Annotated in this window: 14 protein-coding genes and 1 pseudogene; 8 read left to right on the plus strand and 7 right to left on the minus strand. The window is 67.9% G+C overall.

What is annotated here, in order from left to right:
- Positions 1 to 20 precede the first annotated feature (20 nt).
- On the minus strand, positions 21 to 2600 hold the full coding sequence (gene pepN / locus DMB37_RS29250; RefSeq protein ID WP_135235431.1) for an aminopeptidase N: 2580 nt from the start codon (positions 2598 to 2600) through the stop codon (positions 21 to 23).
- A gap of 112 nt (positions 2601 to 2712) precedes the next feature.
- Between pepN and DMB37_RS29255 the strand changes: the two genes are divergently transcribed.
- Positions 2713 to 3549, plus strand: a complete 837-nt coding sequence (locus DMB37_RS29255) for a phosphoribosylaminoimidazolesuccinocarboxamide synthase (RefSeq protein WP_135235432.1) — start codon at positions 2713 to 2715, stop codon at positions 3547 to 3549.
- A 6-nt stretch (positions 3550 to 3555) separates the two neighbouring features.
- Here the strand turns inward: DMB37_RS29255 and DMB37_RS29260 are convergent, their stop codons facing one another.
- The 4 genes from DMB37_RS29260 to DMB37_RS29275 all read right to left on the minus strand — a co-directional run bounded on the left by DMB37_RS29260 (position 3556) and on the right by DMB37_RS29275 (position 7088).
- Complete coding sequence (locus tag DMB37_RS29260) at positions 3556 to 4041, minus strand: NUDIX domain-containing protein (protein WP_135235433.1); 486 nt, start codon at positions 4039 to 4041, stop codon at positions 3556 to 3558.
- A gap of 56 nt (positions 4042 to 4097) precedes the next feature.
- Entirely contained in the window at positions 4098 to 5342 is a 1245-nt protein-coding gene (locus tag DMB37_RS29265) for an RNA polymerase sigma factor (protein ID WP_135235434.1), read from the minus strand.
- Positions 5339 to 5740, minus strand: a complete 402-nt coding sequence (locus DMB37_RS29270) for a YciI family protein (protein ID WP_135235435.1) — start codon at positions 5738 to 5740, stop codon at positions 5339 to 5341. Before DMB37_RS29270 ends, DMB37_RS29265 begins: the two co-directional genes overlap by 4 nt.
- Before the next feature lie 112 nt (positions 5741 to 5852).
- Positions 5853 to 7088: an NAD(P)/FAD-dependent oxidoreductase gene (locus tag DMB37_RS29275; protein WP_135235436.1), complete on the minus strand. Its 1236-nt coding sequence runs from the start codon at positions 7086 to 7088 to the stop codon at positions 5853 to 5855.
- Positions 7089 to 7298: 210 nt separating this feature from the next.
- Between DMB37_RS29275 and DMB37_RS29280 the strand changes: the two genes are divergently transcribed.
- Complete coding sequence (locus tag DMB37_RS29280) at positions 7299 to 7946, plus strand: DsbA family protein (RefSeq protein WP_135235437.1); 648 nt, start codon at positions 7299 to 7301, stop codon at positions 7944 to 7946.
- Positions 7947 to 7991: 45 nt separating this feature from the next.
- Here DMB37_RS29280 and DMB37_RS29285 read toward each other — a convergent pair whose 3' ends face one another.
- Positions 7992 to 9053 (minus strand): M48 family metallopeptidase, encoded by a 1062-nt coding sequence (locus DMB37_RS29285; RefSeq protein WP_370465226.1) that lies wholly within the window; start codon positions 9051 to 9053, stop codon positions 7992 to 7994.
- Positions 9054 to 9218: 165 nt separating this feature from the next.
- Here DMB37_RS29285 and DMB37_RS29290 point away from each other — a divergent pair, with 165 nt between their 5' ends.
- The 6 genes and pseudogenes from DMB37_RS29290 to DMB37_RS29315 all read left to right on the plus strand — a co-directional run.
- Entirely contained in the window at positions 9219 to 9692 is a 474-nt protein-coding gene (locus DMB37_RS29290) for a ribose-5-phosphate isomerase (RefSeq protein ID WP_135235438.1), read from the plus strand.
- Positions 9693 to 9699: 7 nt separating this feature from the next.
- Complete coding sequence (locus tag DMB37_RS29295; RefSeq protein ID WP_135235439.1) at positions 9700 to 10512, plus strand: Fpg/Nei family DNA glycosylase; 813 nt, start codon at positions 9700 to 9702, stop codon at positions 10510 to 10512.
- A 93-nt stretch (positions 10513 to 10605) separates the two neighbouring features.
- Entirely contained in the window at positions 10606 to 11661 is a 1056-nt protein-coding gene (locus DMB37_RS29300) for a sensor histidine kinase (RefSeq protein ID WP_167768971.1), read from the plus strand.
- Positions 11658 to 12344, plus strand: coding sequence for a response regulator transcription factor (locus DMB37_RS29305; protein WP_135235441.1), 687 nt, complete (start codon positions 11658 to 11660; stop codon positions 12342 to 12344). Before DMB37_RS29300 ends, DMB37_RS29305 begins: the two co-directional genes overlap by 4 nt.
- A 188-nt stretch (positions 12345 to 12532) precedes the next feature.
- On the plus strand, positions 12533 to 13657 hold the full coding sequence (locus DMB37_RS29310) for a serine hydrolase domain-containing protein (protein WP_370465426.1): 1125 nt from the start codon (positions 12533 to 12535) through the stop codon (positions 13655 to 13657).
- 78 nt (positions 13658 to 13735) lie between these two features.
- Positions 13736 to 13993: pseudogene (locus DMB37_RS29315) on the plus strand (zinc finger domain-containing protein); the annotation flags it as partial.
- A 13-nt stretch (positions 13994 to 14006) separates the two neighbouring features.
- On the opposite strand, the gene DMB37_RS29320 reads toward DMB37_RS29315, so the two are convergent.
- Entirely contained in the window at positions 14007 to 14957 is a 951-nt protein-coding gene (locus DMB37_RS29320) for a GGDEF domain-containing protein (protein ID WP_135235443.1), read from the minus strand.
- Positions 14958 to 15767: the final 810 nt, after the last annotated feature.

Genomic DNA, 15767 nt, shown 5'->3' on the forward strand with positions numbered 1-15767 from the left:
GTCCCGTTGGTCATGGTTCGCTACCGGCTGTCGAATACCCGTGCGCGCAGGGCGCGTTCGACGCCGGCCTTGCCTTCGATCACCAGGCGGCGCAGCGCGGGCGGGTGCTCACCGGCCAGGAACTTGTCGGCAGCCGCGACCGCGTCGTCGCTGATCGCCCAGCTCGGGTACAGGTTGACCACCACGGTCTGGGCGACCTCGCTGGAGCGCCGCTCCCACACGCCGGGGATCGCCGCGAAGTACCGATCCACGTAAGGCGCGAGCAGCTCGGCCTGACCGGCCGGTGCGAAGCCCGCGGCGATCGCGCGGGCGGTGATGTTGGAGATGGTGTCGTCCTCCACCACCTTGGTCCAGGCCTGCTCCTTCACCGCCGCGATCGGGCGGGCGGTCGCCGCGGTGGCGGCATGCCGCTTGCCCGCCGCGGTCGGATCCTTGGCCAGCACCTGGTCGATGAACGGGGTATCGAGGCCGTCGGCGTCGATCTCGCCCGCCGCCGCCAGCGCGATCACCAGGCGCCAGCGCAGGTCGGTATCGATGACCAGCCCGGCCAGACCGACCTTCGCCGGGTCGCCGTCGAGCAGCTCCTGCAACACCTCGGTGTGCCAGTCGGACAGCTTGGCCGCGGCGAGCGCGTTGACGAAGGCCAGCTGATGATCCGAGCCACCCTCGGCCTCGCGAGCCAGCTCGAGCAGCCGGTCGGCGTACACGGTCCAGCCGGTGCTCGCCGACCATTCCGGGTCGGCGTAGCTGCGCAGTGCCAGGTTCGCCTGCATCAGGAGTCGTTGCACCACACCGATTTCCGATTCCGCGCCCACGCCACGCTGGACCAGCGCGAGGAAGTCGCGGGCCCGGAACTCGGCCTGGCGGGTCATCTCCCAGGCCGCCGACCAGGCGAGGGTACGCGGCAGCGGCTCGGCGATATCGGCGATCCGGTTGACGAGCACGTCCAGCGATCCGGCGTCGAGGCGCACCGAGCAGTAGGTCAGGTCGTCGTCGTTGATCAGCACGAACTGCCCGCTCGCCACGCCGACCAGCTCGGGCACCTCGGTGCGCTCGGCCGCCTGGACGTCGAGCTCGACGCGCTTGGTGCGCACCAGCTTTCCGTCCTGGTCGTCGTAGACGCCGATGGCGAGCCGGTGCACGCGGCGCTCACCGGCACCCGGCTCCGCGCCGCCCTGCAGGACGGCGAACGAGGTGAAGTTGCCGTCACCGTCGACCGTGAAGTCCGGACGCAGGGTGTTCAGGCCGGTGGTCTTGAGCCACTGCGCGCCCCAGTCGGAAAGGTCACGGCCGGAAGACTTTTCCAGCGCCGCGAGCAGATCGTCGAAGGTGGCGTTGCCGTAGGCGTGATCGGCGAAGTAGGCCCGCAGACCCGCCAGGAACGGCTCCAATCCCACATAGGCGACCAGCTGCTTCAGCACGCTCGCGCCCTTGGCGTAGGTGATGCCGTCGAAGTTCACCTCGACGGCGGCCAGGTCGGGGATGTCCGCCGCGATCGGGTGGGTGGAGGGCAGCTGGTCCTGCTGGTACGCCCAGGACTTCTCCACATTCGCGAAAGTCGTCCAGGCGCTGGTGTATTCGGTCGCCTCGGCCTGGCACAGCACCGACGCGAAGGTGGCGAACGACTCGTTCAGCCACAGGTCGTCCCACCACTTCATGGTGACCAGATCGCCGAACCACATGTGCGCCATCTCGTGCAGCACGGTCTCGGCGCGCCGCTCGTAGGACGCACGGGTCACCTTGGAGCGGAAGACGTAGTCCTCCAGGAAGGTCACCGCGCCGGCGTTCTCCATCGCGCCCGCGTTGAACTCCGGCACGAACAGCTGGTCGTACTTGCCGAACGCGTAGGGAACGCCGAAGTTGTTGTGGTAGAAGCCGAATCCCTGCTTGGTCTCGGTGAACAGCCGCTCTTCGTCCATGAACTCGGCAAGCGAAGCGCGGCAGTAGATCCCGAGCGGGATGCTGCCGTGCCCGTCGGTGTAGACGTCGGTCCACTGCGCGTACGGGCCCGCGATGAGCGCTACCAAGTAGGTGCTCATCTTCGGGGTGGTACGGAAAACGTGCCGACCAGGCTCCGCCGCAAGGGTTTCCACGACCGCGCCGTTGGAGATGACCTTCCACTCCGGCGCCGCCGTCACACTGACGTCGAACGTCGCCTTCAGGTCCGGCTGGTCGAAGCAGGCGAACATCCGCTTGGCATCGGCGGTTTCGAACTGCGAGTACAGGTAGACCGAGTCGTCGGTCGGGTCGACGAAGCGGTGCAGACCCTCGCCGGTGTTCGAGTACTCGCAGTCGGCCTCCACCACCAGCTCGTTGCGCTCGGCCAGGTCGGGCAGCGTGATACCGGTGGACTCGTCGTAGCCGGAGACGTCGAGCGCGGTGCCGTTGAGCACCGCCGACCGCACGCCGCGGGCCACCAGGTCGATGAAGGTGCTCGCGCCCGGCGTTGCGGCGAAGGTGACCGTGGTCCGGGAGAAGAAGGTCTGCTCGCCCGGTTTGCCCGCACCGTCGGTCAGGTCCAGGTCGATGCGGTAGTTATCGACCGTCACTGTCGACGCGCGTTCGATCGCCTGGTCGCGAGTCAGGTTCGGTGCGGACATAGGGCTCCTTCGGGTTCGAAGAACTAGCTCGGGCGTTCCCCACGATGCCACCTGGGTAAGGTTGCCCGCGCGGGACTTTTTACTGAACCCTATCCAGGATCGGAGCTGCGGAGTGAAGCATGTGCACGCAGGCAAGGTGCGCGACCTCTACGAGGACGGCGACACCCTGCTGCTCGTCGCGTCCGATCGGGTCTCGGTCTACGACGTGGTGCTGCCGACGCCGATCCCGGACAAGGGCGCGCTGCTGACCCAGCTGTCCAACTGGTGGTTCGACTACTTCACCGACGTGCCCAACCATGTGGTCTCCGCCACCGACGTGCCCGCCGAGTTCGCCGGTCGCGCGATCCGGGTCAAGCCGTTGAAGATGGTGCAGGTCGAGTGCATCGCCCGCGGTTACCTGGTCGGGTCGGGGCTCAAGGAGTACCAGCGGGAAGGCTCGGTATCCGGCGTCGCGCTGCCGCCCGGCCTGCGCGAGGGCGACAAGCTGCCCGAGCCGATCTTCACGCCGACCACCAAGGCGTCCGAGGGGCACGACGAGTCCATCACCTTCGCGGACGTGGTGAACCAGGAGGGCCGCGAGGTCGCCGAGCAGCTCCGCGACCTCACCCTGCACATCTACTCCCGCGGTGCGGCGCACGCCGCCGAACGCGGCGTCATCGTCGCCGACACCAAGGTCGAATTCGGCTGGGACGGTGAAACTCTCACCCTCGGCGACGAGGTATTGACCTCCGACTCGTCGCGCTTCTGGCCCGCCGCCGAATGGGAACCCGGCCGCGCGCAACGCTCCTTCGACAAGCAGTTCGTCCGCGACTGGGCCACCTCCACCGGCTGGGACAAGGAGCCGCCCGGCCCGGAGATCCCCGCCGACATCGTCGAGGTCACCCGCCAGAAGTACCGGGAGGCTTACGAACTCGTCACCGGTCGCGCCTGGACGGGTGTGTCGCAGTAGGCGAACTCAGGCCTGGGTGAGGTAGTCCTTCAGCCGGTCGAGGAACGGCCGCTGGCCGGTGCCGAGCTTGTCGTGCGCGGTGGCCAGGTCGAACCAGCCGGCGCGGTCGATCTCCGGGAAGCTCGCCATCCGGCCGGACCGCGGCGGCCACTCCATCTCGAAGGTGCCCGGCACCACGTCGGCCGGATCCAGGTCGCCCTCGACCGCCCAGACGGTGACCGTCTTCTTCCCCTTGCCGCTGCCGTACCGCACGTCGCCGAGCGGAATCCAGTCGCCGGGCGGCACAAACAGGCCGAGCTCCTCGTGGAACTCGCGGCTGGCCGCCGCCTGCGCGTCCTCCAGCTCCGGCTCGTACTCGCCCTTCGGAATGGACCACGCGCCGCTGTCCTTGCGCGCGAAGAACGGCCCACCCATATGCCCGATCAGCACCTCGACGTCCGCGTCGCCGCGCCGCCGGAATACCAAAACGCCCGCACTGGTCTTATCCGTCACCCCATGCAGTCTGCCGTACGAGTCGCAACGGCCGCGGCAACCGTCGAGCGAGCCGCTCAGCGATGCCGGAGCCGGGCGGCGCGAAGGGTGAGGTAGTGGTTCTCCGGCGCGCTCGGGGTGCGGCCCGCCGCGGCGGTGTAGCAGGCGATAGCGGCGTCGGGATTGCCTGCCATCTCGTGGAGGTGGCCGCGGACAGCGTCGAGCCGGTGGTTGCCTGCCAGCCGATCGTCGAGGGCGGCGGCGAGGTCGAGCCCGGCCTCGGGGCCGTGCACCATCGCGATCGCCACGGCCCGGTTGAGCGTCACCATCGGGTTGTCCGAAAGCTTTTCGAGCAGGTCGTACAGCGCGAGGATCTTGGTCCAGTCGGTCTCGTCGGCGCTGCCGGCCTGCGCGTGCAGCGCTGCGATGGCCGCTTGGATCTGATACGGCCCGGAAAGTCCTTGGGCGAGCGTGTTCGTCGCCAACGTGACGCCTTCGGTGATCTGCGCGCGATCCCACAGCCCACGGTTCTGCTCGGCGAGCGGAATCAACTCGCCCTTGGCGCCGGTGCGGGCCGCCCGCCGGGCGTCGGTGAGCAGCATGAGCGCGAGCAGGCCGGTGACCTCGGTATCGTCGGGCAGCATCCGATGCACCGCGCGGGTGAGCCGAATCGCCTCAGCGGACAGGTCCGCGCGCTGCAACTCCGGGCCGGACGTGCTGGTATTACCTTCGTTGAAGATCAGATACAGCACGTGCAGGACGGTTCCGAGCCGAGCATGCCATTCGGAACCACCCCGCTGCGCGAACGGCCGCTCCAGCGTCGCCAGTTTCTTCTTCGCCCGCGTGATCCGTTGCGCCATGGTCGCTTCCGGCAGCAGGAACGCATGCGCGATCTCCGCCGTGCCGAGCCCGCCCACCGCCCGCAGCGTGAGCGCGATGGCGCTGGCCGAGGACAGCGCGGGATGGCAGCAGAGGAAGAACATCGCGAGGGTGTCGTCGTGGTCGACCGGCATCGCGTCGGGCACGTCGCGGTCGTAGGCCGTTGTCTCCCTGCGCCGCCGGGCCACCTCGGCACGCACCGCGTCGGCCATCCGGCGCTGCGCCACCTGGATCAGCCAGCCGCGCGGGTTGTCCGGCAGACCGTCCACCGGCCACTGGGTCGCGGCCGCGAGCATGGCCTCCTGCAGCGCGTCCTCCGCGGTGTCGAAATCACCGAACCGACGGACCAACGCACCGAGGACCTGTGGCGCCAACTCGCGCAACAGGTCCTCGGCCCTCGCCGGGAGCGGTGTGTCGTCGGGCACCACTCGCCGGTTGGTCACAGGTCGCTGGCCGGGACGCTCAGCACCGGCCGCACCTCGATGTATTCGCCGATCGGTTTGCCACCCGGCCCCGGTGCCGCCGAGGCTTTCGCGGCGATCTCGTAGGCCCGTTCCGGGCTTTCCACGTCGACGATCCAGTACCCGGCCAGAAATTCCTTCGTTTCCGGGAACGGTCCGTCGGTCACCACCGGCGCCGAGCGGCCGTCGGAGCTGACGATGCGGGCCTCGGTCGGGCCGGCGAGCCCTTGCGCATCTACCAGCTCACCCGACTTGGCCAATTGCTCGCCGAGGGCGCGCTGAAAGTCTATGTGCGCCTGGATTTCTTCGGGGGACCATTCGTTGATCGGTGTGTCGCAGAACGCGGGGGCGGTGTAGGTCTTCAGCAGCATGTACTTCATCGGGTCCTCTTTCCGGCTACAGAGCGGTGCGCCCGTGCGGCGCGCTCGTGGTGTAGTCGGAGCCTGACCCGTCGATTCGACGCATCTCGCCAAACCCGTGAAGTGACCTGCATCACAAGGGCTTCGAGGTGTCGGCCAGCGCGTCCGGGTCGACCGGTTCGCCGGCGAGGATCAGTTCCTTGATCCGGTCGGTCACGTCCCAGACGTTCACATTCATGCCCGCGAGAATCCGGTTGTCCGAGTCGAGCCAGAACGCGACGAACTCGCGTTTGCCGACATCGCCGCGCGTCACCACCCGGTCGTAGTCGCCGGGGGCGGCGTAGCCGGTGTACTCCATGCCCAGGTCGTACTGGTCGGTGAAGAAGTAGGGCAGCCGGTCGTAACTGGCTTTCTTGCCGAGCATGGTCGCGGCGGCCACGGCGGGCTGGTTGAGCGCGTTTGCCCAGTGCTCCACCCGAATTCGGCGGTTTAGCACCGGATGCTGCTGTTCGGCGATGTCGCCGACGGCGACGATGTCCGGGTCGCTGGTGGCCAGGTGTTCGTCGACGAGCACGCCGCCGTCGACGTCCAGGCCCGCCTCGGCGGCCAGTTCGATATTCGGCTCGGCGCCCACCGCGACCAGCACGGCCTCGGCATCGAGCACGGTGTCGTCGGCGAGTTTCACCCCGCTCGCCAGCCTGGTTCCGATGCCTTCCTTCGTGGTGATCTCGCTGACCTGCACCCCGAGGCGTAGGTCGACCCCGTGCGAGCGATGCAGGTCGGCGAACACCTCGCCCATTTCCGGTCCGAGCGCCCCGAGCAGTGGCTGTTCCGCGCTCTCGACGACGGTCACCTCGAGGTCGGCGGCCCTGGCCGCCGCGGCGACCTCCAGGCCGATCCAGCCCGCCCCGATGATCACGATGCGCTGTGCGGCGCTCGCGAAGAGCTCGATCAGGGTGTCGGAGTCCTCGATGGTGCGCAGCGTGTACACGTTGGGCGCGTCGGCGCCGGGGATCGACAATGTTCGCGGGGACGAGCCGGTGGCGAGTGCCAGCTTGTCGTAGGACACCGTCGAACCGTCCGGCAGCGAGACCGTCTTCGCGGCGCGATCGATGCCTTCGACGGTCGTGCCGACCCGGACCTCGACGCGATGGTCGCGGTACCACTGACGCGGTTCGCAGGTGAATTCGGCGAGCTGTTTCTTGCCCGCCATATGGTCCTTGGACAGCGGTGGTCGCTCGTAGGGCAGCCATTCCTCCGCGCCGATGAGCGTCACCGCGCCGGGAAAGTCGTTGGCGCGCAATGCTTCCGCCAGCTTGGCCGCAGCCAGTCCGCCGCCGACGATGACGAAATGCTCATCCGAGGTCATTCGGACTCCTTGTCGAGAGGGAACCGGACTCCTGCGAATAGACCCTACTGGGGTGGGCGGCGCCGTCTCCCGAAAACGCGGGCACCGGATGGGAACGAATCGGGAGCCGGTGTGGTTGGTTCGGTATAGCGGCGGGGCACCAGCGCGCGCAGCGAGCGACATCATCGGACACGCCACCGCCGTCGAATATCCGATTCGAGAGGACCCGCCGTGAGTGATCAAGGCTCCGCGAAAGACGTTGCCGATTTCTGGTTCGACCCGTTGTGCCCCTGGTGCTGGATCACCTCGCGCTGGATCCTCGAGGTCGAGCAGGTCCGCGACATCGAGGCCCGATTCCACGTGATGAGCCTGGCGGTACTCAACGAGAACCGCGAGGGCCTGCCCGACCAGTACAAGGAACTGCTGGCCTCCGGCTGGGGCCCGGTCCGTGTCGCCATCGCCGCCGCGCAGGAGCACGGGGACAAGGTGCTCTCGCCGCTCTACACCGCGATGGCCACCCGCATCCACAACCGCCGCGCCGAGTACGAGCGGGCATCGCGCAAGGAATCCCTCGCCGTGGTGATCGCCGATTCGCTGGCCGAGGTCGGCCTGCCCGCCGAACTGGCGAAGGCCGCCGACAGCACCGACTACGACGAGGCGCTGCGCAAGAGCCACCACGAGGGCATGGACAAGGTCGGCACCGACGTGGGCACGCCGACGATCCACATCAACGGCACCGCGTTCTTCGGCCCGGTGCTGTCCCGGATCCCGCGCGGCGAGCAGGCGGGCAAGCTGTGGGACGCCGCGGTGACGCTGGCGGACTACCCGCACTTCTTCGAGCTCAAGCGCACCCGCACCGAAGACCCCGAGTTCGACTGAGCGATCGTGCGAGTGCCGCGTACGGGCGGCACTCGCACCTGCTTGCTACGGAACGGGTTTCGGCGGCAGCGCGGGTGCCTGGCCGTAGGAGCTCGGGTATGCCGGAGGCACGGCGCCCGCGGGCGGGGTGGGCCGCAACCACAGCTTGCCGTGGCGGCTCCGGTCGCGCAGCGCCCACATCCGCCAGGTCAGCACCGGGTGCGACGACATGGCGTTGACCATCCAGACGAAGAAGCCCTTCTCCAGCGCCGCCCGATCGGCCATCTCGTCGAAGCCGACCAGCTTGTTCAGGTACTTGCCCGCAGCCAGCGTGCTCATCGCCCCGGGCGCACCGACGTGCCGGTTGCAGTAGCCGTGGTTGTCGGCGGTGAACTCCTGCGCGCGGATCAGCGAGTTGCCGATGATCGGCAGGAACGGGACCAGGAACATACCCAGCTGGCGCCAGTACGAGACGTGGCCCGCCGCGATATGGCCCACCTCGTGACCGATGATGAAGGCCAGCGCGTCGGGTTCCCGTGCGGCTCCGCCGATCTCGAACAGGTCGCTGTACACCACCACGAAGCGGCGGAACCCGTGCCCGCTGGCGAACGCGTTGATCTGGCCGTTGCCGAGCACCACGTAGGCGTCCGGCGCCTTGGCCATGCCGAATCGCGCGGCCGCCTCGAGCACCATTCGATGGCCTTCGGGGAACTGGGTCGGCGACATCTTGACGCCGTTCACGCGCTGGGTCGAGTAGAGAATGCCGCGGCCGAACCAGATGAGCAGCGGCGCGAACACCAGCAGCAGCACGTACTGGTCGACACTGCCCGTCACCAGCAACAGCACCGCGATCGCGTAGGCCACGACGGTCAGCGTGACCACCACGATGAGCATCGGGATCTCCCAGCTGTGCCGGGCGGGCATCCCGAACGGCGACAGCCCGCGCGGCTGCTGCTGTGGCGACACGTTCGGCGGGACGGGGAAGCCGGGATAGGGGCCGTAGGCAGGCGGAACGGGGTAGGGCGGCGGCGAGCCGTAAGGCGCGTCCTGCGCCTGCGCCCACCCGGCCGGGGCATACGGGTCGGCGTGCGGGCCCGTCTGAGAGGGCTGGGGTTCGTGCGGCTGCATGGAATGAACTCTATTCAGTTGCTGGGAGTAGGAGCGGAACCTCGCGGTGTTCGCGAGACCGCGGCGGTCCGGACGTATCTCGATTCGCGCTTGCGGTCCCCGGTGTTAATCGGGCTCTGTGCCCCTTCGCAACGAGCCGCGGCCGGGCCTGACAGAATGCCTGCCATGCGCGTATACCTCGGTGCCGACCATGCCGGTTTCGAACTCAAGAATCACGTCAAGGATCATCTGGAAAAGGCGGGCCACGAGGTGGTCGACTGCGGCGCCCTCGAATACGACGCCCTCGACGACTACCCGGCCTTCTGCATCGAGGCAGCCCGCCGCACCGTCGCCGACCCGGGCAGCCTCGGGCTGGTCTTCGGCGGCAGCGGCAACGGCGAGCAGATCGCCGCGAACAAGGTGCCCGGCGCCCGCTGCGCGCTGACCTGGAGCGTGGAGACCGCCCAGCTGGCCCGCCAGCACAACAACGCCCAGCTGGCAGGCATCGGCGGCCGCATGCACTCCACCGAGGAGGCGCTGGCCATCGTCGACGCGTTCGTCACCACCCCGTGGTCGGGCGAGGAGCGCCACCAGCGGCGCATCGACATCCTGGCCGAGTACGAGAAGTCCGGCGAGGCCCCCGCCGTTCCCGCGTACTGAACACGCTGTGCCTGAAGGCCATACGCTGCACCGGCTCGCGAGGCTGCATCACAAGCGCCTCGCGGGCGGTGTGGTGCGCGTGTCGAGCCCGCAGGGCAAGTTCGCGGCGGGTGCCGCCCGGGTCGACGGTCACCTGCTGACGCGAGCCGAGGCGTGGGGCAAACATCTACTGCACCACTACGACTCGGGCTTGGTCGTGCACGTGCACCTCGGGTTGTACGGGAAGTTCACCGAATCCGAGCTGCCGATGGGGGAGCCGATCGGGCAGGTGCGGATGCGCATGCTCGGCGCGCCGGACGGACAGCCCGGCTTCGGCACCGATCTGCGCGGGCCGACCGCGTGCGAAGTGCTGCTCGCCCCAGAGGTTTCCGCGCTGACCGATCGGCTCGGCCCCGATCCGCTGCGCCGCGGCGCCGACCGCGACCGCGCCTGGCAGCGCATCAACCGCTCGCGCAGGCCGATCGGCGCGTTGCTGATGGATCAGCAGGTGGTGGCGGGTGTCGGCAACGTCTACCGGGCGGAAGTCCTTTTCCGCCAAGGCATCTCGCCCCATCGCCCCGGCGCCCAGCTCGCTTGCGAAGAGTGGCAAGCGATCTGGGCCGACCTCGTCGATCTGATGAAGGTCGGCGTCCGGCGCGGCAAGATCGTGGTGGTCCGCCCCGAAGACGATCATGGCGCACCGGCATACGCCAAGGACAAGCCCCGCACCTACGTCTACCGTCGAGCCGGCGATCCCTGCCGCCTGTGTGGCACCACGGTTCTGCACTCGGTGCTGGACGCCCGAAATCTGTTCTGGTGCCCGGCCTGTCAGGCTCGCTGAGGTTCCATGGGTGGTACCCGACGGGTCGGCCTGGCTATCGTGGGGCGGGTGCGGGCAAATCATCGGCCACTGCTGACCGACACGCTGCTCGCTGTGACACTGACAGCCTTGACCGTGGTCGGCATGCCGGTGTCGGATCGTACGAGTTGGCCGGCATTGATGTTGGCGGCATTGTCGACAGCGCCGATCGTGGGGCGCAGTTATGCGCCGGTGGCATGCATGGTGATCATCAGCGGTGCGGTGATCGCCTACCTCCTGCTCGGCCACGGCGGGGACTTCCCGCTCTACGGGATCGGCCTACTGGTCGGGATGTTCAGTGTGGCGCAGCATCGGCCCACCCGGGTCGCCGCGATCATCTGGGTGCTGGCGCTGGCCGCCGCGCTATTCGCCTACCTGCCGACGGCGGCCGGATTGAGCTGGCCGGATGCGGTGAACGCGGTGCTGCAGACCATGGGGGCGTGGGCACTGGGCGACGCGTTCCGGCGGTGGGCCGAGCGGGCCGACCAACGCGCGGCGCGGGCCGCCGCTGAGGAGCGGGCGCGGATCGCGCGGGAGTTGCACGATATTGTCGCCCATCACATATCGGTTATCTCCCTGCAAGCCGGAGTGGCGGAGTACGTACTGGATTCCGATCCGCGGACCGCACGCACGGCGCTCACCGCGATCGCTGATTCCGGTGGCCAGGCACTGGCCGAGATGCGACGGATGCTTGCGGTGTTGCGGACCGACCCCGGTGATACTGCGGATTACCACCCGCAGCCGGGCCTGGCGCAGCTGAATGAGCTGGCCGACCACACTCGTGCGGCCGGTCTGCCCATCGAGCTCATCCGCACCGGGCGCGCTCGGCCCCTGCCGCCGGGAGTGGACCTGTGCGCCTACCGAATTGCTCAGGAAGCGCTCACGAATGTCCTCAAGCACGCCGGGCCCGCAGCGGCCCGGATCTATCTCGACTACGGTGAAAACGCGCTGACGTTACGGGTGATCGACAACGGCCGTGCGTGCGGATCGTCGACGAGCTCTGCTGTGCCGCAAGGCATTGCGGGCATGCGTGAGCGCGCCGAGCTGTACGGCGGTGTCCTGACCGCAGGCCCGCACACGAGCGGCGGATTCGCGGTCGAAGTGCGGCTGCCGACGAACGGGGTCCGATGACGATCCGCGTTCTCGTCGCCGACGACCAAGCGCTCATCCGTGCCGGTCTGGCCACCTTGTTCAGTGCCACACCCGGATTCGAGATCGTCGGCGAAGCCGCCGACGGTCGCCAGGCCATCGAGCTCGCGACCCGCATCTCCCCGGATGTGATCCTGATGGACATCCGGATGCCCGTGCTCGACGGGATCACGGCTATTCGACAGCTTTTAAATGCTCCACACGACAACCGACCGCAGGTTGTCGTTCTTACCACCTTCGACCTCGATGAATACGTCTATGCCGCGCTCGCGTCCGGAGCGTCCGGATTCCTGCTCAAGGACACTCCGGTGCAGCGGATCATCACCGCCGTGCAGGCCATCGTCGCCGGTGACATGCTCCTCTCACCCGCCATCACGCGCAGGCTGATCGAAACCTATGCACACCAGCACCGGACCAGGGCTGTCGCCGGCGCTCGACTGAGCGCTCTCACTCCGCGCGAGACCGAAGTGTCACAGCTGATCGGCAATGGCCTGACCAATGCCCAGATCGCGCAGCACCTGGAACTCAGCGAAGCTACCGTCAAAACCCACGTCAAACGCATCATGGGCAAGCTCGGTCTGTCCAGCCGTGCGCAAGTCGTCGTCGCCGTCTACGAGAGCGGCTTGATCACGCCCTCCCCGCCGGCCGATCTCCGGCACCCGTAACCCTGGACGTACCACCCTGGGGGTACAGCGAATTCCGGGCGTTACCGGATAGGCATGGATGGACCGTGTCTCTACCGTCAGGACTGTCAGATCGAGAAGGAAATCGATCATCTGGTGGAAAGAGGTACAACAGCGTGGGTTGGGGCCTATTTCGGGGGCGCGGCCGGTACATGGTCGTCGCCGCGGCGATGCTGGCCGCGGCGGGTTGCGATGAGAGCACAGCGGCCGACAGCACAGCGAATCGGAGTGCTGACGCATCGATGTCTACTCGGGTTACCGACGCGCTGACCGACCTGGTCCGCTCCGGGATGCCCGGCGCGCAGGCAACTGTCAGCGGACCGGACGGACAGCACACGTTCACCGCCGGTGCAGGTGACCTTGCCACCGGCGCACCCTATGCGGACGGGGCTCATATTCGAATCGGCAGCGTCACAAAAACTTTCACTGCCACGGTGGTGATGCAACTCGTCGGCGAGGGCTCCGTCGATCTCGAGGCTCCGATCGGGCGGTATCTACCGGGTGTCGTGCACGGCAACGGCAATGACGGCAACCGGATCACGGTGCACCAATTGCTCCAGCACACCAGCGGCCTCGCGGACTTCGCCCCTGAAGGCGGCTCCGAGAAGCTGCCTCAGCAACTCGATCAGACGACGGACGGCAGGGCCTATCGCGATTTCACACCGGCAGACCTGGTGCGTATCGCGATGAGCATGCCGCCGCAGTTCGAGCCCGGAGCGCAATTCCGGTATACCAACACCAACTATGCGCTCTTGGCGATGCTGATCGAACACATTGCGGGCCGTCCGCTCGCCGCCGAGATCAGCAGTCGCATCTTCGAACCTCTCGCGATGCGCGACAGCTACATTCCGTCGCGCGGTGACACCGGCCTGCGCGATCCGCATCCGCTGGGCTATCGCAAGGTCGATGACAAGTGGGTCGACGCCACCGACGCCGAGGTGGCCTGGACGGGCGCGGCCGGCGCGATCGTCTCCACGGGCACCGACGTGAACCGGTTCTTCATCGCACTGGTCACCGGAAAACTGCTACCGGCAGCACAACTCGCGCAGATGGAAGACGCGATACCGATGCCGCCCTTCACCGAGATGACCTACGGACTCGGCTTGGTCCGATTCAAGGTGCCCTGTGGGAACGAAGTGAAGGAGGCGTGGGGGCATTCCGGCGGGATTCCCGGCTTCAGCACGATGGCGATAGCCACGAGCACGGGAACCGCGGCGACCATCAGCGTCAACACCGAGCAGACCAACGAACAGTATTCGACCGCGTTTACAGCTATCTTCTGCGCGGTGGCGTGACCCGAAGCGCCGAGGCGGAAAGCGAGGACTTCGACCTCGGGTTCCGACTGGACTCCCAGGTCTGCACGAACCGGATGCCGGCCGGGTACCGCGTTGTCCGCCGTCGAGTGGGACGCAATGTGGGTCGATCTGGTCGCGTTGATGAAGGTGGGCGTGCGGGTCGGCAAGATGGTCGTGGTCCGGCCCGAGGACGACCACGGTGAGCCGTCCTACGCTCCGGACCGGCCGCGCACCTACGTCTGCCGCCGCCAGGGCGCGCCGTGCCGCGTGTGCGGCACCCCGGTCGCGCACGCGGTCATGGAGGCTCAGAATCTGTTCTGGTGTCCCACCTGTCAGGTGGATCAGTCCCTCAACCGGCGACGGCCTCGTCGATGGCGGGCTCGTCGGCCAGCGCGAACCGCCGCCCGCCCGCCGTCTTCGCCGAGTACATCGCGCGGTCGGCCCGGCGCAGCAGATCGCTGAAGTCGCAGGGACTTCCGGGCGGACAGAACGCGGTGCCGACGCTCGCCGAGACCGGCACCGGGCCCGCCGTCGACCACACCGGGTCGCGTAGCGCGGACACGATCCGGTGGGCGAGGTCGCCGAGCGTGTTGTGCGGCGGGTTGACGGCGAGGACGAATTCGTCGCCGCCGTAACGGCAGATCACCGTGTCCGGGGGGCACACCTCGCGCAGGCGGTTGGCCAACTCGACCAGTACCTCGTCGCCGATCGCGTGGCCGTAGCCGTCGTTGATCTGCTTGAACCGGTCCAGGTCGATCAGCAGCAGTCCGACGCCGCGGTTCGGGTCCGTCGCCATCAGCCGCACCCGGTCTTGCAGCAGCGTCCGGTTGGCCAGGTCGGTGAGCGCGTCGTGGGTCGCCTCGTGCCGCAGCCGGTGTTGCAGCGCGGCGATCTCCTGCACGCGCAGCGAGACCTTGGCCGAGAGGTTTTGTTCTTGCTGCGCCAGCGCGCGTTCCTGGAGCGCTTGGGCGTAGCTGTCGATGGCCTGGCTGGCGACGAGCGGCCAGCGGGTGGCGACGAGTGAGCCCGGCGCGCCGGAGGGGAAGCCGAGTAGCCACCGTGAGGCTTGCGCGAGCATGCGTATCCGGTCGAACGGGGCCTCGGCCAGCTTGGACCCGAGCACCCGGGCCTCCGGCACCGGGAACGGCTCGGACCTGGCCAGCCTGAGCAGGCGCTCGACGATGTCGATCAGTACCGGTTCCAGCTGTTGGGGCGCCGCACCGGTACCCGGCTCGGCGCACACCGCACGGGCCCAGGCGCGGGCCATCGCGGCGACGGGGGGTTCGATATCGATCGACATCGAACTCACCCGACGCAGGTGGCGTCGGTACCCAGAGGCCCTGTGCTGACACAGGTGCCGACGTCACCCCGATCGTTCGCACTGCTACGCGGTTGTGTCCACCTCGCTCGGCGCACGCTCACCGCCCCCTTTCCAGATACCCCCGTCCGGCAAAAAGGATCCTAGCAAGCCACTCGGCATCAAAATACGCTGTTTTGCAACGTGTTCTCGATGCCTCGCGAATGGCGATCGGGTATGTGATCGCTGCACACGCGTGGGCGTTACACCTGGATTTCGTTCGCTGAGAAGTCGCGCCGTGACACGCTGACGACACGCTGTAGCGGTGCGTCAGTCGGGTCCCCGCGGCCACTCGCGATGTCTCGGCGCCCTGGGGCCGAGCGGTCGGCCTGCCGGGCCGCCCGCCTGGTCGTGGTGCCGAAGTAGCGGTATGAGTAGCCGAGAGTCTGCGGGTCTTCTGCCCACTGGAGGTGTGGAGCCGGTTTTTCCTGCCCACAGCACACCCGGCGGTCGGTCGCACAGCGCAATTTACTGCTAGTGCGATATCGGCGAGTCGTGATGTCCCCAAGGGTGGCATCCTCTCCGCGACCGGTCGGGCGTGACTGCTGGCCACCCCGTGGGCCACGGCTCCCCCCGACAGGAGTCGTCACGCGTCCCATATGCTCCCCGCTTTCCATCCGACACGCCCGAGTTTCCAGGAACAGAAGCCTTTTAATTTCATTTAGTTCTGGCCCGTGCGCCACGCCCTGACCGGGGCGGCTGCCCTCCGGCGCGCGCCCGCGACAGCGCGCCGACGGGCCGGACACACCCCGC

The organism is Nocardia sp. CS682, from assembly GCF_004634405.1.
In the GTDB taxonomy this organism is placed as follows: domain Bacteria; phylum Actinomycetota; class Actinomycetes; order Mycobacteriales; family Mycobacteriaceae; genus Nocardia; species Nocardia ninae.